This is a genomic window from Microvirga sp. 2MCAF38, from assembly GCF_052115485.1.
Lineage (GTDB): Bacteria > Pseudomonadota > Alphaproteobacteria > Rhizobiales > Beijerinckiaceae > Microvirga.
Genome location: NZ_JBFRGU010000001.1, coordinates 629,636 through 648,923, shown reverse-complemented (window position 1 = coordinate 648,923; position 19,288 = coordinate 629,636). Strand labels below are relative to the sequence as shown.

Below are 19,288 nucleotides of genomic sequence, written 5' to 3'. Positions count from 1 at the left end.
TGTCCTTTCTGAGGCGGGAATGGTAACCGAATCCGAACCGTCAGTTCCGGGCGCATCCATGGCCGCTTACGATTTCAACGCACCCCGTCTGTTCGTCGAAGCTCCGTTGCAAGCGGGGGCACGAGTCGAACTTGACCGTGCACAGGCGAATTATCTCCTAAACGTCCTGCGTCTTCGCGCGGACGGTCACGTGCTCGTCTTCAACGGACGCGATGGCGAATGGCTGACGAGTATCGCGGTCGAGGGTCGCAAGGCGGCGGATCTCGTTTGTGTCGCGAGAACCCGCGAACAGGCGGCCCGGCCCGATCTCGTCTATCTCTTCGCCCCGCTCAAGCACGCCCGGCTGGACTACATGGTTCAGAAGGCCGTGGAGATGGGGGCGGGTGTGCTGCAACCGATACTCACGCAGCGCACGCAAAGCACCCGGGTCAATCTCGACCGCATGCGCGCGAACGCCATCGAGGCCGCCGAGCAATGTGGCATTCTCTCGATTCCCGAAATTCGTGAAGAAGAGAATTTCGCAAAGGCCATCAGCGCGTTGGAGCCCGACCGCCTCGTCATTTTTTGCGATGAGGATGCTTCCGTCTCAAATCCGGTGGAAGCCTTGTCGGGGAGTGGGAACCGGGGTGTAGGCCTCGCCGTTGTCGTGGGTCCCGAAGGGGGCTTCACAGACCAGGAGAGGGCGATTGTCTCCGCTCACCAACGATGTCTTCGTGTTTCATTGGGGCCCCGCATCCTGCGGGCCGACACTGCAGCGGTGGCCGCTCTGGCCATCGTCCAGGCGACCCTTGGAGACTGGCGTTGATTCGGCCATGCACCGATAGTCCTTGCCGATAAATCCCTGACTTCAAGAGCTTAGCCTTTCGTGTCGAGCACGCCCCAATCCTGCCTCAATGAGTCGCAGTTTGGAGGTTCGTTCGAGTAACGAATCCCATTCGTCAGCGTAGACGATCAAAAAAATCAAGAGGAGAGTCGGCATGACTGGGGAATTCCGATTCGGAATCGAAGAAGAATACTTTGTAAACGATGTTGCAAAACGCGATGCTGCACGCGGTAGAATGAAAGAGTTCTTTGCATCCTGTCACAAAAATCTTTCCGATCAGGTGCAGGCGGAAATGCTCGAGCCTCAAATCGAGGTTGCAACCAAGCCGAGCGAGAGCTTTGCCGAAGCCCGCGGGAGCCTTGAGGATCTGCGTCGATCCGTCGGGACGCTCGCTCGCGAGCTCGACCTCTCCATCATGGCCGCAGGCACTCATCCCCTTGCGCTCTGGAGCAAGGTCCGCCCGAGTTCACAGCCGCGCTATGGCAAGGTGATGCACGATCTGCAGATGGTCGGGAGCCGCACGGTGGTGTGCGGCATGCATGTTCACGTGGAAGTGCCGGAGCTGGCCGTTCGCGTCGACATCATGAATCGCATGCAGCCGTATCTGCCGTTGTTCCTCGCTTTGTCGACTTCCTCACCCTTCTGGCAGGCGCAACGCACGGGCTTGCTCGGCTATCGTCTTGCCGCCTACCGGGAAATGCCGCGAACAGGTTTGCCCGATCTCTTTCAGGACGCGACTGACTACCAGCGTTACATTGATACACTGGTGGAGGCGCGGGCGATTGAAAATTCGAGCTACGTCTGGTGGGTCATCCGCCCATCGCTGAAGCACCCGACGCTGGAATTGCGCGTCGCGGACAGTTGCACCCGGCTCGACGACACCATCGCCATTGCAGCGCTCTTCCGGTGTCTCGTGCGGCGGCTGAGTCGCGATTCGAAGCTCAATGCGGGTCAGACCGGCGCCTCGCGGGCGATCAACGACGAGAATGGCTGGCGCGCCCAGCGCTATGGCATTCACGGCAGCTTTGTCGATGAGGCAAGCCGCAGCGCGAAACCGGTCCGTCAGGTCCTGGACGAGGTTCTCGCCCTCGTTGCGGACGACGCGAAGGCGCTCGGCTGTGAGCGGGAAATCGATCTGGCGCGCTGGATCGTGGCTCGGGGTACGAGCGCCGATCAGCAACTCGCGCTCTATACGGAAGCCTCGGGACGCGGTCTTTCGAACCGCGATGCCCTGGCGAATGTGGTCGATTGGCTCTCGGCCGAAACCGTCGGCGAGTCCGTCGTCCGGCATTAGAACAAGTGGAAACCGGTTGCTCGCCCCGATCATGCGGCAATAAGGAATCGGGAGCTTGATCGTGTTTCAAAGAGACACGATCAAGCTGTAGCGCCGAAAGGCAATCCCTCCAGAAGCGGGAGGGGATTGTGCGAGGCTCATTGCAGCTTGGCGACGACAAGCTTATCTACACGCGACCAACGGCGCGGGATTGACCCCGCGCCTTTTCCTATGAGGCCCTTCATGGCGCGTGACGTTTCTGATGCGACTCCTATTGGCGCACGGTCTGAACTGATCGAATGGATCGCCGCCGGGGAGAAACCGCGCGAAACGTGGCGCCTCGGCACCGAGCACGAGAAGGTGCCCTTCCATACGGCCGATGCCTCGCCCGTACCCTATGAGGGCCCAAGCGGTATTCGCGCGCTTCTTGATGGGATGCAGCGCGAAAGCGGCTGGGAACCGATCATGGAGAACAGCCACCCCATCGGCCTCGCCGACGAGAAAGGGGGTGGCGCGATCTCGCTCGAACCGGGCGGACAATACGAATTGTCTGGAGCGCCCTTGCGGACCATCCACGAGACCGCGCGCGAGTTGGACGAACATCTCGCCTTGGCGAAGCGCGTCGGCGACGATCTCGGCATCGGCTTCCTGACGCTCGGCATGAGCCCACTTTGGACACGCGCTGAAACGCCCGTAATGCCGAAATCGCGTTACCGCATCATGACCGATTACATGCCGAAGGTCGGCACGCGCGGCCTCGACATGATGTATCGCACGTCGACCGTGCAGGTGAATCTCGATTTCGAATCCGAAGCCGACATGGTGAAGAAGATGCGCGTATCGCTCGCGCTTCAACCCATCGCGACGGCACTCTTCGCCAATTCGCCTTTCACCGACGGAAAGCCGAACGGCTTTCTCTCCATGCGCTCCGAAATCTGGCTCGATACGGATCGCAACCGCACCGGAATGATGGCCTCCGCCTTCGATGAGGGTTTTGGCTATGAAGCCTATGTGGAGTGGGCGCTGAATGTGCCGATGTATTTCGTGAAGCGTGATGCGACCTATCACGACGTCGCCGGCGCTTCTTTCCGTGATCTTCTCGCGGGCAAGCTGCCGCAGCTTCCCAGCGAGCGCGCAACACACTCCGATTGGGCGAACCATGTCTCGACGTTGTTTCCGGAAGTACGCTTGAAGCGTTATCTCGAAATGCGCGGAGCGGATGTGGGACCCCCTGCTCACACAGTGGCTCTTTCGGCGTTCTGGGTCGGCCTTCTCTATGATCGCGCCGCACTCGATGCGGCGTGGGAGCTCGTCAAGAATTGGACGGCGGAAGAGCGCGAACAATTGCGGCGCGATGTACCGAAACTAGCCCTAGGCGCGACCATCGCCGGGCGCAGCGCGCGCGATGTTGCGCGCGATGCTTTGGCACTCGCCAAGTTGGGATTGAAGAACCGCGCCTTCCGCGATGAAGCGGGCCATGATGAAACGCGCCATCTGACCTATCTCGATGAGATCGTGGATTCCGGCCGCACCATGGCGGAGCGTTTGCTTGAGCGCTTCCATGGCGAATGGAAGGGCTCCGTTCTGCCGGCCTTCCGCGAGTGCGTTTTCTAGAGTTTGACCGTTTCAGATTGAAACTTGATCAAACTCTAGATTCTTTCGATGCCGCATGATCCGGGCGAACAACCGGTTCCCACTTGTTCTGATCATGCTCTAAAACGCGCTCAAGTCAGGCAGCCATTTTCAGCCCAAGAATTCCGGCGACGATCAGGCCGATGCAGGTAAGCCGCATTGCTGTCGCCGGTTCGCCCAGAAGGATGATGCCGAGAATGGCGGTGCCGACTGTACCGATGCCTGTCCAAACCGCGTAGCCCGTGCCGACCGGCAACGTCTTGAGCGCGAGGCCCAGCAACAACACACTCGCCACCATACTGATTACGGTGAGAATCGAGGGAACGAGGCGCGTGAATCCGTCGGTGTATTTGAGGCCGATGGCCCAGCCGATTTCGAGCAGGCCGGCAACGAACAGATAGGTCCATGCCATGACAGAACTCCGTCAAAGGCAGGGTCGTCCCTACCGTTCCAAGATTATGACGGGGTCGTCCCCGCCAATTCGGTTTTTCGCCTTTGATCGAACGCGGAAAGCAACGCACGCGCACCGATCAAGTCCGAGGCGAATATAAGTTGTAAGCCGAGCGACACAAGCTTCCCGCAGCGCCGCCAACCGGTGACACGGTTATTCCACGCTCGCGCGCTTGCCTGGGTTCAGCGCGCGCTGCGGCTCGAACGGCGCGTAGGTATTATGCTTCCACTTGTCGCCACATTGCATGCAGATGGAACGGAACTTGAAATCATTCTCTTCCATCTGCTTCGCCAAACGATCCTGCCGGGCGCGCGTCTCACTGGAGACGTTGTCGAAGCCCGAAGGACGCACACTGAGAGTCAGAGGCTTCGAGGTGCTCGTTTCCTGAGCCAGAGCCGGGCCCATCAGGGCGCCAAGCGCAACCAAAGCTAATACGACACGTTTCATCGATGTTTCCTTATTCCATCTGCACAGATACCAGATCCGCGCGCCGGGTGACAATGTTTCCTGAAGCATCGAAGTGTTCTGGTCGGCGTTAAGGACCATTGGATCATCTACAACGCCAAGAACGGCAAGCTCTTTTATGATGCCGATGCCGCACCTGCGACCTCCGGGGCGGCCCGCCGCTGTGCAACCTTGGACTTTCCGCGAGTGACAAGGTGACATTCCATCAGCGGTTTCATTCGAAACTATGATATTTCGTCATTGGAGCTCGCGATGCTCTTGGCGTAGTCGTGAACTCTGACAAGGGTGTGCCCATGAGCCGCATGACGATGACCGCCAAGCCTGCCTCAATCGGTTTTGAGAGAACCGATCTCGGACTTTATGCCGCAACGGTCTTTCTCTGGGGCGTGAGCTGGATAGGCATCCACGCGCAACTCGGCGTCGTCGCGCCTGAGATGTCAGTGCTCTGGCGATTCGTTCTCGCCGCCGCCGTCATGTGGGGATGGGTTCTCTTCGCCGGTCTGCCGGTGCGGTTTTCGCGGGCGGATCATCTGCGCTTCGTTGCGACGGGGTGTTGCCTCTTCTCCTTCAACTTCATCTGCTTTTATTACGGCGGGCTTTATGTTCCGTCGGGTCTGCTCGCGGTCGTATTCTCGCTCGCCTCGATCTTCAATCTCATTTTGGGCGCGGTGCTGTTTCGCCAGAAAATCGAGCCGCGCGTGGCGCTTGGCGGCGCAATCGGGGTCATCGGCATCGGACTTCTGTTCTGGCCGGAGATCAGCGGGGCAGGCTTCAACAAGGGTGCGTTGACCGGTCTTGCATTTTGCGTGCTCGGGACGCTGTTCTTCTGCGCCGGCAACATGATCTCGACCGTGGTGCAGCGTCGGGGCGTGCCATTGTTGTCAGCCAATGCCTGGGCGATGACCTATGGCACGGGCCTGCTCGTCGTCATCAACGTTTTGCGCAGCAATGCCTTCATCATCGAGCCGACGTTCAAATATCTCGGCTCGCTGGTCTATCTCTCCATCGGTGCGTCTGTGCTGGCTTTCGGAAGTTATCTCACGCTGTTGCGCCGCCTCGGCGCCGCGCGTGCGGGCTACGCGACGGTGCTCTTTCCGATAGTCGCGCTTGCGGTTTCGACGGCGCTCGAAGGCTATGTCTGGACGCTGGCCGCCTTCGTGGGCGTCGCGTTGGCGCTGGCCGGAAACGTGCTGGTACTGACGCGTCCGGCCAAATCGTAACGTCTACTCAGCGGCGGGCAGGAAGGCCACGCGCGCCGAGCCGAGATTGTCGAGCGATTGCTTGATGTGGAAGCCGAGCGCATCGGCAAGCGGGTTCGCCTCGGCGCGCGCGCGGATCAGCCCGATCTTGCACGATGGCAGGGCAGGGAAGCCGTCCGACGGTCCGAGGATGCGCATGCCAGGACGTATGGCGCTCTCCGGCAGCACGGACACTGCGAGACCCGCCAGAACGACGGCTCCGACGGCGGTCGAGTTCCAGCTCACATAAAGGATGCGGAAGGCGCGGTCGGCGCTCTCCAGCGCTTGCGTCGCCGAATGACGCCAATCACAACTGGGACGTCCCAACGCAAGGGGTACGAGCGGCTCTTCATGCACCGCGTGACGGGCCGAGGTCACCCAGAGAAGCTGCTCGATGCGGACGATCTCCGACGGGCCGCGCCGGTCCACATGGGTGATGATCGCCATGTCGAGATCGCCGTTATGCACCCGGTCGATCAGGTGGTGGGTCGGCTCGCACATCACCGCTACTTCCGCGCGCGGATTCGAGCGCGAGAAGCGGGCCAGAATTTCCGGCAGATATCGATCCGCGTAATCGTCCGGCAGGCCGAGCCGCACGCGGCCGATCAATTCGTTGTCGTTGAACGAGGCCATGCATTCCGTGTTGAGCCGCACGATCCGGCGGGCATAGTCGAGAAGCCGCTCACCCTCGTCCGTCAGCTTGGAAAGCCGCCCCTCACGCTCGAAAAGCGCCCGCCCGACACGATCTTCCAGGCGCTTCATCTGCATGGAAACCGCGCTCTGGGTTTTGTGCACGATCTCGGCCGCACGGGTGAAAGAGCCCGTGTCGGCGATGGCGACGAATGTCCGAAGCTGATCGATATCGAGCAGATGCATAGTGAGCCTCATCATCAATATCATTGATGTAACACATCTAAAACAATCGCTTCAAGTGATGAAAGAAATGACGTTTAGTCGCCCTCAGATCCATTGATTCCCAAGGATCCGGCATCGGCTGGACCCGCGCGGGGCGTTTCGCCTTGCGTGATGGATCTGCTTTGTCTTTTGCCTGTCTAGTCCAGGAGGTTAATCCCATGGCCCATTCGTCCACATCCTTTGTGTCCCCTGTCGGGTCGACGCTGGTCGGCCGTACGGTTCGGGTTGCCTTCACGCAAATCGCCACGGTTCTGCGAGCCTGGAAACACCGCAGACAAGTGCGAGCGCTTGCCGAGTTCGACGACCGGATGCTCAAGGATATCGGTTTGACCCGCAGCGACGTGGATGGCGCGCTCGACGAGTCCATGTTCCACAACCCGTCGGTTCTGCTGGTTCGATCCGTGGAAAGGCGCTCGCGCATGCAGCGGCCGTCGGCTGACCGTCGGGCTGAACGGCCGACCGTTCCAAGCATCAAGGCCGTTGGCTGAAGACTCTTAAGGCTCCTTCCGATTCTTCGGCTGGGCACTTTCCAGAATCGATTGGAGGGACGCGAAATATTGCTCCTGCAAGTCGCGTCCCGCTCCCAACATTTCGCCCCAGAGTGCAATAGGTTGGGAGGATTTTTCCTGCGTCGGACTGACGAGGAAAGGCGCCATCAACGCCTCGAAAGGATTGTCCGATGTCTTCCGCTTCTTGGTGGCTGTCTCGCCTTTTAAGAAGTCGGTCCAAAGTGTCATCCACTCCTCTGCCGCGTTAGGCGCGGGCTTGGGCGGCTTCCGGTCGAGCGTTCCGGTCATATGCTCCGGATGTGTCATCCATTGGTGGACGCTTCCCGCGAAGATTCCGGCAAACAAGGGCAGCGTCTGTTGCATGGTTTCCAGGCCGATGCCGGTGACGGCGGCGGCTTGCCGGGCAACCTGGCGGCTAACCTCATCCGATCCGAAGAGTTGATCCAGGATCTGCTTTCCCGCCTCGTTGGCCTGTGGCGTGAAGGCTCTCGTGGTCGTTTGCCAGAAATTGACGAAGGGGCTCTCCGCAATGCCACTGAAAAGCCGAGCCGGGTCGTTTGTCCTGGTCGCGGCTTGCTGAAGGCCGAGCGCGAAGGCCGGCATAAAGGCGGCCATGGCCCGCTGCGCTTGTGTTGACGAGAGACCGAATTGCTCCATGACGGTCCCGAAACCGGCATTGCCTTGCGCTTGGCGCATCAGATCGAACCAGGTCTGCATCGCGGACTCCTCGAAGGGCCGGTTCAGGCGGGGACTTTCGCGATAGCTTGCCGCTCAAGACGCCTGATTGTCCAGAAGGCTGTGAGAATGGCCGCGACGCCAAAGGCGACGGAGCCGAACCCGATGCCGGTCAAAGCGCCCTTCGGCCCTCCGACCATCGCGCCGTAATAGGCGAAAGGGATCATGCCGAGGGTGGCGCGGCCCCAGTTGAAGAAGGTCGAGAACAGAGGAAAGCCGAGATTGTTGAACGAGGCATTCGCCACGAAGACGAGGCCGATGAAGAACCAGATCAGGCCGCTGATCTGGCAGAAGAACTGAACGAGTTCCGCCGTCAGCCCGTGGGCATTGAAGACTTGCGCGATGACGCCCTGGAGGAGGAACAGGACAAGCCAGACCGCGCCCACATAGACGATTGTGAAGATCAGCGAATCCTTGATCGTCTGCCGCATGCGGTCGAACCGGTTTGCGCCCCAGTTCTGGCCGAGCACCGGCCCCACCGCTCCGGCAAGAGCGAACAATCCGGCAAAGGAGACGGGTGTCAGCCGGTCGATGATGGCGGAGGCGGCGATAGCGGCGTCCCCGAAGCGGGACATGATGCTCATGAAAAAGCCGTTGGAGACCGGCGCCGCGATGTTGGTGAGAATGGCCGGGATCGCGATGGCGAAGAACGGGCGCGCGTCGCGCCACACGTCGGGCAGGCGCGGCACTGTGAGAAGGTTATGGTGCCGCTTGAGATAGCAGTAGCTCACATAGACATACGCGACGCGCGCGATATCGATGGTGATCGCCGCACCGTTCGATTTCAGACCGAGACCGAAGATGAAGAGCGGGTCGAGCACCACGGTGACGGCGGCGACCGACAAGGTCGCATACATGCTGCGCTTGGCATCGCCGGCAGCGCGCAGGACGCTTGATAGTCCCATTCCGAGTGCCATCAACCCATGGGTCGGCAGCGAGATCCACAAAAAGCTTTCCGCTACACGGAACGCGTCGCCGGTCGCACCGAGAAGACCGAGGATCTGTGGAATGAGTGGGATCGCAATCAGGCTCACCATCGTCGCGACCAACGTCATCCAGACACAGCCGGATGTCGCGAGCCGACGCGCCTTCTCGAGCTCGCGCGCCCCGAGTGCGCGAGACACGAGCGCAGCGATGGGGATCATCAGGCCGACATTGATCGACACCGTGAAGAACATCACGACTGTCGCAAGACCGACGCCCGCCGTGAGGCTCGGATCCTTCAGCCACGAGATATAGAGAAGCGAGACGAGATCGACGATGAAGATTGAGATCAAACCTGCCGTCGCCGTTCCCGTCATGACGAGAACGTGGCGCATGGTCGAACCGGTGACGAAGCGTGGTGTCTCGGCGCGCTCGGCGGCGCGTTCCAACGTCGAGGGTGCGTCCATCACAGAGCCCCTTCGCCGAGAATGTCCCGCGTCTCGGCGTTGAGGGCGCGCGCCTTTCCGCTCTTGGGTGTGACGAGCGGCTCCGGTTCGATCTTCGTGCCCACCAACAACTCTACGCCGCCCATGACCCCGCCCGTCTTTTGCAGCATCAGACGGGCGATGTCGCGCTTGCGCACGTCCTCCGCCGTCGCTGCGGCGGTCTCGGGATCGACACCGAGCTCTTCGAGCGCAGCGCGGCTCAGGGCGACAGCGGATTCGAAGGTCTCACGGAGTTGATAATCGACACCGAGCTTCATGAGATTGATGGCTTGAATGCGGTCGTAGGCGCGCACGAAGCTGAGCGCGTTGGGGAAGTTCTCGTGCACGATCTCGACGATTTTCAGGCTGGCCTCCGAATTGTCGATGCAGACGCAGATCATCTCTGCTTTGTCGGCGCCGGCGGCGCGCAACACATCGAGGCGCGTGCCGTCACCGTAATAGACTTGAAGTCCGAAACGACCAGCGTCGCGAATGCGCTCCACATCGCGATCGATCACCGTCGCGTCGATTCCCTGCGCGAGCAGCACCTGGTTCACGATCTGACCGAAACGCCCGAAGCCGATGACGAGAACGCGGCTCGAAAGCTCCGAATTGTTGAGCGCCGTCTCGGGCTCGGGTTCCGCGTCATCGGGGTGGCGCTTGAGCAACTGCTCGAGCGCAGTCGCCGCAATCGGCCCGAACAGCATGGTGATCGCGGCGAGCGCGGTCATCAATTGCGCGGTCGGCCCCTGCATCAAACCGAGGCTCGTCGCGACCGGCAGCAGCACGAACGCGAATTCGCCTGCGGGACACAGCAGAACGCCTGAGCGAAAACCGTCCTGCCACGTGGCTCCGAACAGCTTGGAGAGCACAGCGATGATGAGCGTCTTGCCGATGATCACGACGGGGGTCGCAAACGCGATGATCAGCCAATTCTCCCGCACCAGGGCCACATCGATGGACATGCCTACGCTGATGAAGAACAACCCGAGCAGCATGCCGCGGAACGGCTCGATATCCGCTTCGAGCTGATGGCGGAAATTCGATTCCGCGAGCAGCAATCCGGCGAGGAACGCGCCCATCGCCATGGAAAGCCCGACCTCGTTCATCAGCATGGCCGCGCCGAGCACGACGAGAAGGGCGCTTGCGGTCATCACCTCGCGCGCACCGCTGCGGGCGAGAATGCGGAAGAAGGGGTTGAGGCCGTAGCGGCCGACGAGAATGACAGCGATGATGGCGGCGAACGCTTTGCCGACGCTCAGGAGCTTGCCGACGTCCCATCCGGTTTCCGCCATCCCGGTGCCGGTTGCGAGCAACGGCAGAACTGCTAGGACCGGGACGATGGAGATGTCCTGGAACAGGAGGATGGCAAAGGAGCGCTGCCCGTAAGGGGTCTGCAAGTCATTACGCTCGTTCAGCATCTGGAGCGCGATAGCCGTGGCCGAAAGGGCAAGCGCAATTCCCATGACGATGGCGGTCGTCGTCGAGTAGCCCGCTGCGACGGCAGCGACGCCGAGGATCACTCCTGTGATCGCGAATTGCAGCGTACCGAGCCCGAAAATGTCGCGCTTCATCTCCCACAGATGAGAGATTTTCAGCTCGAGGCCGATGATGAAGAGCAGCAGCACTACCCCGAGCTCGGCCACGGTCGCGATCGACTCAGGATCGCCGACGAGAGCGAGACCGGATGGCCCGATGATGACTCCGGCGGCGAGGTAGCCGAGAACGGCGCTGAGGCCGATCAGCCGAAACAGCGGGACGGCAACAACGGCCGCGCCGCAGAAGGTCAGGATCGGGGGCAGAAAACTGACGTGGGAAGCGGCGTTCGCCATTCTCGCTCGGAATCGGAAAAAGGGTGGGGTCCACCTAGGTTCTAGAGTGTCTTTGCCTCAAGAGCGAGACCTTCTAGACATGTAGTTGCAAATTCCATCTCAGCAGCCGCCCGTTATTCGAAGGGTGAGGCCAATTGGCATGTGCGCGTAAGGCGCGAATAAGCGTCGCTCCCGGCTTGACATTGAGGGTCGCCTCTCGCCACATCGCCGCGATATGACCAAACCGCCTCTCGATATCCTGCTCTGTGCCCCGCGCGGTTTCTGCGCGGGCGTGGTGCGTGCCATTGATGCCGTCGAGCAGGCGCTCGCGATCCACGGCGCGCCGGTCTACGTGCGCCATGAGATCGTTCACAACAAATACGTGGTCGAGAGTCTCAAGAAGAAGGGGGCGATCTTCGTCCGCGAGCTTGGCGAGGTCCCGGATGGCGACGCCCCGGTGATCTTCTCCGCTCACGGCGTTCCGAAATCCGTGCCCGAGGCGGCTGCGGCCCGGCGGCTCTTTGCCATCGACGCAACATGCCCCCTGGTGACGAAGGTTCATCGCGAGGCTCAGGTGCACCACAAGCGGGGCCGTCACATCATCCTTATCGGCCATGCGGGACACCCTGAGGTCGTCGGTACCATGGGCCAGTTGCCGGAAGGAACCGTCACGCTTGTCGAGACTGTCGAGGATGTGGCGCGGCTCGAGCCTGTCGACACCAAAGACCTCGCCTTCGTCACGCAGACGACGCTTTCCGTCGACGACACGCGGGAGGTGATCGAGGCGCTTCAGGCGCGTTTTCCTTCCGTCGTCAGCCCGCACAAGGAAGACATCTGCTACGCCACGACGAACCGGCAAGGCGCGGTGAAGCGCGTCGCCCCGCAAGTCGAGGCCATGATCGTGGTGGGATCGCCGAATTCCTCCAACTCCCAGCGCCTGCGTGAAGTCGCCGAGCGGGAAGGGTGCACCCTCGCGCGGCTGATCCTGCGGGCAGAGGATATCGACTGGTCGCTGTTCGGGTCGATCCGGCGGTTGGGGATCACGGCGGGCGCATCGGCGCCCGAGATTTTGGTGGAGGAGATCATCGACGCGTTTGCCGAACGCTTCGAGGTCCAGGTTGAGAATGTTTCGACGGCGGATGAGAATGTCTTCTTTCCGCTTCCGCGCGAATTGCGCGATCAGGCGGTGGGGTAGACTTTGGCGGTTTATACGGAAGTTCCGGACGAGGAATTGGCCTCTTTTCTCGTCACCTACGACATTGGCACGGTGCTCTCCTACAAGGGCATTGCGGAGGGCGTGGAGAACACGAACTATTTTCTCCACACCACGGGCGGCACCTACATCATGACGCTCTATGAGAAGCGCGTGAAGGAGAGCGATCTGCCCTTCTTTATCGCTCTCATGCAGCATCTCGCCATGCGTGGTTTGAACTGCCCGCTGCCGGTCGGTAACCGTCAGGGGGAGGCACTCGGACGCCTCGCGGGGCGACCGGCCGCCATCTGCACCTTTCTCGACGGCATCGCTGTCCGTCGTCCGACCGCCTCCCATTGCGGCGCATTGGGTCAGGCCCTCGCCAAGCTGCACCTCGCGGGGCAGGATTTTCCGATGACGCGGCCGAACGCCTTGTCGCTCGATGGCTGGCCACCGCTTTTCGCGCAGGCCGAGGCTCAGGCCGACAGCGTATCCACCGGCCTTGCCGAGCGCACGCGACAGGAGCTTGCCTTTCTGAAGGGAGCATGGCCGAGCGGCTTGCCGACAGGGGTGATCCACGCGGATCTTTTCACGGACAACGTATTCTTCATCGGGCCCGAGGTTTCCGGCCTGATCGATTTCTACTTCGCCTGCACGGACGCCTTGGCCTATGATGTCGCAATCTGTCTCAATGCCTGGTGCTTCGAGGCGGATGGCTCGTTCAACTTGACCAAGGGCCGCGCTCTGCTCGCCGGCTATCAGGCGATCCGCCCGCTCTCGGCTGACGAGATCGAGGCTTTGCCGATTTTCTGCCGTGGCTCGGCCATGCGCTTCATGCTGACCCGGCTGGTCGATTGGCTGAACGTGCCGCCCGGCGCGCTCGTGAAGCCGAAGGATCCGTTGGAATATGACCGCAAGCTCGGCTTCCACCGGCATGTTCGCCATGCGCGCGAATACGGACTAGCGGCATGAGTGAGACGGAACGGGTCACGATCTATACGGACGGCGCCTGTTCGGGGAATCCCGGTCCAGGGGGCTGGGCGGCCGTCCTGTCCTTCAAGGGTAAGGAGCGTGAGCTTTCGGGCGGCGAGGCGCACACCACCAACAACCGCATGGAGCTGCGCGGCGCAATCGAGGGACTTAACGCCCTGAAGCGCCCCTGCGTGGTCGACCTCTATACGGATTCGCAGTACGTCCGGCAGGGCATCACGTCCTGGCTCGCCAATTGGAAGCGGCGCGGCTGGCGCACCGCCGACAACAAGCCGGTGAAGAACGACGATCTGTGGCGTGAACTCGACGAGGCGGCGTCGCGCCACAAGGTCGCGTGGCATTGGGTGAAGGGCCACGCGGACGACCCGATGAATATCCGGGTCGACGAATTGGCGGTGGCGGCTCTTCAGCCGTTTAAAAACGGAAAGGCGCGACAGGCCTCCCAGTAAAAGGGAAAGCCGCCGCGCCTCAAAATCATTAGAGCTTGATCGCGTCTCTTTGAAGCTCTCGATTCTTTAGTACCGCATGATCCGGGCGAACAACCGGTTTCCACTTGTTCTGATCATGCTCCAGCCGGTCAGAGCGCCTTCAGAAGGTTGTCGACGCCCGAGAGATTGGCCTGGGACGGCGTGTCCTCGATGTTCAGGGTCGCCACAACGCCATTGTCCACCACCATGGAATAGCGCTTGGAGCGTGTGCCGAGGCCAAAGCCCGTTCCGTCCATGGCGAGGCCGAGGGCCTTGGCGAAGTCGGCATTGCCGTCGGAGAGAAACTCGACACCCTCGCCATCGCTGGCTTTCGACCACGCATCCATGACGAACACGTCGTTCACGGAGGTGACGGCAATCGCGTCGATACCCTTTGTCTTGATCTCGGAAGCTTTCTGAACATAGCCGGGAAGATGGTTTCGGTGGCAGGTCGGCGTGAAAGCGCCGGGCACGCCGATCAGAACGACCTTGCGCCCCTTGAAGATGTCGTCCGTCGTCTTCGCGACAGGGCCTTCCGCCGTCATGATGCGGAATGTGACTTGGGGCAGTTGCTCGCCAACCTGGATGGTCATTCACTTCTCCGAGTGCAGAATAAAGTCTGTGTCTGGTCTAGCGCATGATCGGGACAGCTGGAAACCGGTTGTCCGGCAAGATCATGCGAAACTTGAGGAAAGCGAGTTTGCTCAGGGTAGCTGCGCGCTCGCGTCGAGGCGCCATTCGGTCTCGATAGCCTCGTCCCCGGCGGTCACGGTGAAGAGGAAAGGCTGCATCGGCGGCGCAGTTTTCGGACGATCTTCGACTGTCACGACGAACCGGTTGGGCGCGTCGGCGGCCGCCGCGGAAAGATACCAGTCTTCCGGTCCTTCAGCGAAAAGAAGAGGGCGAGCATCGACCGGGGCGCGGACCTCCACCAGGAAGGAAGGCTTGTCTGCCTTGATCGGTGTGACGGAGAGAACGGCGAGCGTATCGGGCGCACCGGCGCGGCGGGCCCGAGGAACCAAAGCCAACGCCTCCGAAATTGCGGCGCTCGGCCCGACCTCCTTGAGATCAAGGGTCAGCTCCGCGCGGGCTGGAATGCAGATATCCTTGCAAACCCCGTATTCCAGCGAAAGGTTGACGTGAGCGGGTTTTCCCGGCTCAGGCGTTTTGAGGAGGATGGGCAATACGACCCGGCGGCCGTAGACATAGGATACTCCCCCTGCGTCCGCTACGCGCGATGGAGCGGGCCAGCGAATCTGGATATCGGAGACGTTTTGCGAACCCGTCCAATCGAAGCGGGGCGGGAGCCCGGAATCGCCGGGCGTCCGCCAATAGGTTTTGAACCCCTGGTCGAGCTCGATTTCAATGCCGGCAAGCAGCCGTCCGTTCTCAGCCCCGCCTGACAACAGACGCGCGCGCGAATGCAAGCCTTGCGCCCATGGCGAGGCACTCTCGGCGTGGGCGGCGAGCGTCCCGAACAGGAGAAACAAAGTGGTAATCGCTACGTGTCGCACATTCGCCATGGAACCGAGGCCTCCTTGTCGCGCTTCCCCTTATGGTATGCTCTGGCGAAGTGGATACCGGTTCGCCGCAAGCTCATGCTTTTAAGGGATTTCTGGAAGGGTCTGCTATCCACGTTACCGTGATCGGGAGTAAAATGCCGAAAGTTCGGGTTTGAGCCATGGCCTTCGTGCCTAAGCACAACGTCGGAAATGAGACGGATACCCTCGAAGGGCAGTTCCTCGTCGCGATGCCGAGCGTCGTGGGGGAGCCCTTTGCGCGTTCCGTCGTCTATATTTGCGCCCATTCGGAAGAAGGCGCGATGGGGATTGTCCTCAATCGGGTCGCTCCGAACATGAAGATCCCCGATCTTCTCGTTCAATTGGAAATCATTCCTGAATCCGAGCGTATACGTTTGCCGCCCAAGGTCGAGCACATCCCGGTTATTATTGGTGGCCCGGTGGAGACCAGTCGCGGATTTGTGCTGCATTCACCGGATTTTTATCTGGCTCAATCGACCCTTCCCATCGAGGACAGCGTATATCTCACCGCGACGGTCGATATCTTGCGGGCCATCGCCCAGGGTCAGGGGCCGGAGCGTGCCGTGCTCGCTCTTGGTTACGCCGGTTGGCAGCCGGGGCAGCTCGAAACCGAAATTCAGGCCAATGGCTGGCTTAATTGCAAGGCGGACGCGGATCTGATCTTCAACACGCCTCTCGAACTGCGCTACGACGTGGCTCTCCGCCAGATTGGCATCGAGCCGGCCATGCTCTCGCTTGAACCGGGGCACGCCTGAGAGCGTGGTTCGACGTTCCTTCCAGGCCTTAAGCGGCCTGATGGGCCGCTCCGATCAATTGCCGTGCTTGGTGCATCGACATCGGCTCGCCGAAGACGGGGCCCTGCGCGTATTCGCAGCCGAGCTGGTAGAGCTCGATCGCTTCCGATTCCGTCTCCGCGCCCTCAGCCACGATCTCCATGCCAAGTTCGTGCGCCATCTTGATGATGGAACGCAGGATCACCGGCTTGCCGTTCGCCATCTGGCGCACGAAGGATTGGTCGACCTTGAGGGTGTCGAACGGGAAACGCTCCAGATAGGAGAGGGCGGAATAGCCCGTTCCGAAATCGTCGAGGGAAAGCCCCACGCCCAGATCCCGCAGGCGGTTCAGCATTTGCGCCGAATATTCCGGATTCTCCATCACGAGACTTTCGGTCATCTCGAGCTTGAGCGAGCCGTGGAGAACCCCGGTCCGCGCCATGACCGCCTTCACGTCCTGCAGGAGATCGTGCCGCAGCAGATGGTGGCTCGACATGTTGATGCTGGCGAAAATCGGCGGATCGACCTCCAGCGCATCCTGCCAGGCTGCCAGTTCGCGACCGGTCTGCTCCAGCAGGAAAACACTCAGGTTGACGATGACGCCGGTCTCCTCCGCCAGCGGCATGAAGTCCTCCGGCGCAAGGCGGCCGAGACGAGAGTGATCCCAGCGCAGCATGGATTCGAAGCCCGCGATGGTGCGGTCTTCGAGCCGCACGATGGGCTTGAAAAGAACCTTCATCTCCCCACGCTCGACGGCATGGCGTAGATCGGCCTCCAGAGTGAAACGGTCGCTGCGGTCGGAGCGCATGGTCGGCCGGAAGACCTCGATGCGGTCGCCGCCCTGACGTTTGGCATGGGCCACCGCGATCTCGGCATTCCGGAGCACCTCTTCGCGGCGCGCGGCGGTCTGCGGGTCATGCAAGACGAGGCCGATGGAAGCGGTCAGGAAGATTTCCCGCTCCGCATAGGTGATCGGCGTGGTCAGGGTGCGCCGGACCATGTCGGCGAAGGCGATGATACGGTCGGGCTCGCGCTCGGAGAGCAGGATGATCGCGAATTCGTCGCCGGAGACACGCGCCAGCGTGTCCTGCGGGCGCAGGAGGCGGCCGAGGCGGCGCGAGAGCGTCAGCAGGATCGAGTCGCCCGCCGAGTGGCCGACGGATTCGTTGATCTGCTTGAATTTGTCGAGATCGATCACGAGCACGGTCGGGCGTAGAGAGCCGTCCTGGGTCGCGAAGATGAGTGCGGCTTCCAGGCGGTCGTAGAGCAATTGCCGGTTCGGCAGGCTCGTCAGGTTGTCGTGTACGGCATCGTACAAAAGCCGCTCTTCCGCCGTGCGGGCATCGGTCACGTCCGTCAGCGTGCCGACGATGCGGATGACTTCGCCGTCGGAACCGACGATGGGCCGGGCCTTGAGACGGAACCAGACATGCGGGCCCGAGGCCGAGCGCAGACGAAAATCCTGGGAGAGACGGCCCCGGCGCTGCTCGATGACCGCATCGAGCGCGGCGCGATAGCGGTCGCGGTCGAAGGGGTGGACGAGATCGAGCCAGGCCGATGCAGGGCCCCCGAGAGCACCGCTCTTGAGACCGAGCTGATGCTCCGTTTCCGGGCTCACGAAAATCTTGTCGGAGACCACGTCCCAATCGAACACCATGTCGCCCGAGCCAGCGAGCGCGAGCGCCCGGCGTTCGGTATCGTTCACCAGGCCATGAGCGAAACCGCCTCCCGAAAAGGCGTGTTGCATCACTGTAAAACCGATCAGCATCACGATCAGGACGAGCCCGCCGATGAGAGCGGGGGGAACGAGATCCGCCGTGAGGGTACCCATCACGGTGAAGCCCGCCGCCGTTACCCAGGCGATCAGCAAAAGCCAGGTCGGCACGAGCATGATGGCGCGGTCATAGCCGTGGGTAGCCAGATGAATGACGAGCACGAAGCCGATGCCCGCCACGGCCACGATGGAAATACGCGCGACGCCGGAAGCGACCGGCGGATCGAAGATCGCAAGACCGATGAGCGCGCCGAGGAACGTCAACCAGAAGGCGGTGACGTGGCTATAGCGTACATGCCAACGGTTGAGATTGAGATAGGCGAAGAGAAAGACGAGAAGGGTCGCGGCCAAGACCGCCTCGGCGCCCGCGCGATAAATCCGCTCCACCGACTCGGTGATCGGGAAGATGCGCTGGAAGAACCCGAAATCGATGCAGGAATAGGCCAGAACCGCCCAAGCGAGAGCTGCGGCGGCGGGGAAGATCAGGGCGCCCTTGACCACGAAAACGATGGTGAGGAACAGCGCCAACAGGCCGGCGATGCCGATGATGATGCCCTTGTAAAGGGTGAGGCCGTTGACCCGCTCCTTGTAGGCATCCCCGTCCCAAAGCTGAAGCTGCGGCAACTCGTTGGTATTGAGCTCGGCGACGAAGGTCACCGTCGTGCCGGGATCGAGAGTGATCAGGAAAACGTCCGCGTCCTTGCTGTCGTCCCGCTCCGGGCGAATGCCCTGGCTTGCGGTGATAGCGGCAATGCGGGTGGAACCCAGATCGGGCCAGATCACGCCCGAATTGGTCAGGCGGAAATGTGGCGCGACGAGAAGCCGGTCGACCTGCTCGTCGGAATCATTGGTGAGCGCGAAGACGATCCAGTCGGGCCGGGTTCCCGCCTCGCGGGCCTTGACCGCGATGCGGCGGACGATGCCGTCGCGGCCCGGCGCGGTCGAAATGCGGATTTCGTCGCCGTCCGAGCGATAGCGCTCGATCATCGGCGTCAGGTCGATGGCCTTGGTGTCCTGGTCCACCCGCACGGATTCCACCGCCCAACCGGCGGTGGGAGAGAGCAGAGACAGGAAAATCGCCAGAAGAACGGTTATGGCGAAAGAGACGATCCGCAACGCTTCGGTCTTTCGTCCGTTGAATGGAGGAGGGATTGGTATCGGCCTGAGGGCCTGAGGGCAAGGCGCGGGAGACATTTCGACCAACTTGTCCGCAGGACTCACAGACGTGAAGCACGCAAAGCGGCCATGGGCTTACTTTGCGGCGGGATTAGGACAAGCTTAGTTGCCTCA

Annotated in this window: 18 protein-coding genes; 9 read left to right on the top strand and 9 right to left on the bottom strand. The window is 61.4% G+C overall.

The window, feature by feature from the left end; all coding sequences use genetic code 11:
- Window positions 1-58: 58 nt before the first annotated feature.
- The 3 genes from AB4072_RS03080 to AB4072_RS03070 all read left to right on the top strand — a co-directional run bounded on the left by AB4072_RS03080 (window position 59) and on the right by AB4072_RS03070 (window position 3,710).
- Window positions 59-805 carry a 16S rRNA (uracil(1498)-N(3))-methyltransferase gene (locus AB4072_RS03080; protein WP_441965722.1) on the top strand — a complete coding sequence of 249 codons (747 nt, stop codon included), beginning with the start codon at window positions 59-61 and terminating at the stop codon, window positions 803-805.
- Window positions 806-977: 172 nt separating this feature from the next.
- Window positions 978-2,117 carry a carboxylate-amine ligase gene (locus AB4072_RS03075; protein ID WP_441965429.1) on the top strand — a complete coding sequence of 380 codons (1,140 nt, stop codon included), beginning with the start codon at window positions 978-980 and terminating at the stop codon, window positions 2,115-2,117.
- 222 nt (window positions 2,118-2,339) lie between these two features.
- Entirely contained in the window at window positions 2,340-3,710 is a 1,371-nt protein-coding gene (locus AB4072_RS03070) for a glutamate--cysteine ligase (RefSeq protein ID WP_441965428.1), read from the top strand.
- Between the two features lie 115 nt (window positions 3,711-3,825).
- Here AB4072_RS03070 and sugE read toward each other — a convergent pair whose 3' ends face one another.
- Both sugE and AB4072_RS03060 read right to left on the bottom strand, forming a co-directional pair.
- The gene (gene sugE / locus AB4072_RS03065) at window positions 3,826-4,140 is read right to left on the bottom strand and encodes a quaternary ammonium compound efflux SMR transporter SugE (protein ID WP_441965427.1); all 315 of its coding nucleotides are present in this window, start codon (window positions 4,138-4,140) and stop codon (window positions 3,826-3,828) included.
- Between the two features lie 192 nt (window positions 4,141-4,332).
- A complete protein-coding gene (locus AB4072_RS03060) occupies window positions 4,333-4,626 on the bottom strand; it encodes a hypothetical protein (protein ID WP_441965426.1) in 294 nt (97 codons plus the stop codon).
- A 311-nt stretch (window positions 4,627-4,937) separates the two neighbouring features.
- Here AB4072_RS03060 and AB4072_RS03055 point away from each other — a divergent pair, with 311 nt between their 5' ends.
- Entirely contained in the window at window positions 4,938-5,864 is a 927-nt protein-coding gene (locus AB4072_RS03055) for a DMT family transporter (RefSeq protein ID WP_441965425.1), read from the top strand.
- Between the two features lie 3 nt (window positions 5,865-5,867).
- Here the strand turns inward: AB4072_RS03055 and AB4072_RS03050 are convergent, their stop codons facing one another.
- Window positions 5,868-6,758 carry a LysR substrate-binding domain-containing protein gene (locus tag AB4072_RS03050; RefSeq protein ID WP_441965424.1) on the bottom strand — a complete coding sequence of 297 codons (891 nt, stop codon included), beginning with the start codon at window positions 6,756-6,758 and terminating at the stop codon, window positions 5,868-5,870.
- 197 nt (window positions 6,759-6,955) lie between these two features.
- Between AB4072_RS03050 and AB4072_RS03045 the strand changes: the two genes are divergently transcribed.
- On the top strand, window positions 6,956-7,285 hold the full coding sequence (locus tag AB4072_RS03045) for a DUF1127 domain-containing protein (RefSeq protein WP_441965423.1): 330 nt from the start codon (window positions 6,956-6,958) through the stop codon (window positions 7,283-7,285).
- Between the two features lie 6 nt (window positions 7,286-7,291).
- Here the strand turns inward: AB4072_RS03045 and AB4072_RS03040 are convergent, their stop codons facing one another.
- Genes AB4072_RS03040 through AB4072_RS03030 form a run of 3 tightly spaced genes read right to left on the bottom strand, consistent with a single transcriptional unit; the run spans window position 7,292 to window position 11,282 of the window.
- The gene (locus AB4072_RS03040; protein ID WP_441965422.1) at window positions 7,292-8,023 is read right to left on the bottom strand and encodes a DUF937 domain-containing protein; all 732 of its coding nucleotides are present in this window, start codon (window positions 8,021-8,023) and stop codon (window positions 7,292-7,294) included.
- Window positions 8,024-8,046: 23 nt separating this feature from the next.
- A complete protein-coding gene (locus AB4072_RS03035; protein ID WP_441965421.1) occupies window positions 8,047-9,432 on the bottom strand; it encodes an MATE family efflux transporter in 1,386 nt (461 codons plus the stop codon).
- On the bottom strand, window positions 9,432-11,282 hold the full coding sequence (locus AB4072_RS03030) for a monovalent cation:proton antiporter-2 (CPA2) family protein (protein WP_441965420.1): 1,851 nt from the start codon (window positions 11,280-11,282) through the stop codon (window positions 9,432-9,434). The genes AB4072_RS03035 and AB4072_RS03030 overlap by 1 nt, the downstream gene beginning before the upstream one ends.
- Window positions 11,283-11,496: 214 nt before the next feature.
- On the opposite strand from AB4072_RS03030, the gene ispH reads away from it, so the two are divergent.
- From ispH to rnhA, 3 genes are read left to right on the top strand one after another with little or no spacing between them, the layout of a single operon-like run.
- Window positions 11,497-12,456: a 4-hydroxy-3-methylbut-2-enyl diphosphate reductase gene (ispH, locus tag AB4072_RS03025; RefSeq protein WP_441965419.1), complete on the top strand. Its 960-nt coding sequence runs from the start codon at window positions 11,497-11,499 to the stop codon at window positions 12,454-12,456.
- 3 nt (window positions 12,457-12,459) lie between these two features.
- Window positions 12,460-13,425 carry a homoserine kinase gene (locus tag AB4072_RS03020; RefSeq protein WP_441965418.1) on the top strand — a complete coding sequence of 322 codons (966 nt, stop codon included), beginning with the start codon at window positions 12,460-12,462 and terminating at the stop codon, window positions 13,423-13,425.
- Entirely contained in the window at window positions 13,422-13,892 is a 471-nt protein-coding gene (rnhA, locus tag AB4072_RS03015) for a ribonuclease HI (protein ID WP_441965417.1), read from the top strand. The genes AB4072_RS03020 and rnhA overlap by 4 nt, the downstream gene beginning before the upstream one ends.
- Window positions 13,893-14,020: 128 nt before the next feature.
- Here the strand turns inward: rnhA and AB4072_RS03010 are convergent, their stop codons facing one another.
- Both AB4072_RS03010 and AB4072_RS03005 read right to left on the bottom strand, forming a co-directional pair.
- The gene (locus tag AB4072_RS03010) at window positions 14,021-14,503 is read right to left on the bottom strand and encodes a peroxiredoxin (protein WP_441965416.1); all 483 of its coding nucleotides are present in this window, start codon (window positions 14,501-14,503) and stop codon (window positions 14,021-14,023) included.
- A gap of 111 nt (window positions 14,504-14,614) precedes the next feature.
- Window positions 14,615-15,433, bottom strand: coding sequence for a protein-disulfide reductase DsbD domain-containing protein (locus AB4072_RS03005; RefSeq protein ID WP_441965415.1), 819 nt, complete (start codon window positions 15,431-15,433; stop codon window positions 14,615-14,617).
- A gap of 158 nt (window positions 15,434-15,591) precedes the next feature.
- Between AB4072_RS03005 and AB4072_RS03000 the strand changes: the two genes are divergently transcribed.
- Window positions 15,592-16,206, top strand: a complete 615-nt coding sequence (locus AB4072_RS03000; RefSeq protein WP_441965414.1) for a YqgE/AlgH family protein — start codon at window positions 15,592-15,594, stop codon at window positions 16,204-16,206.
- 28 nt (window positions 16,207-16,234) lie between these two features.
- On the opposite strand, the gene AB4072_RS02995 is transcribed toward AB4072_RS03000, so the two are convergent.
- On the bottom strand, window positions 16,235-19,114 hold the full coding sequence (locus AB4072_RS02995; RefSeq protein WP_441965413.1) for an EAL domain-containing protein: 2,880 nt from the start codon (window positions 19,112-19,114) through the stop codon (window positions 16,235-16,237).
- Window positions 19,115-19,288 lie beyond the last annotated feature (174 nt).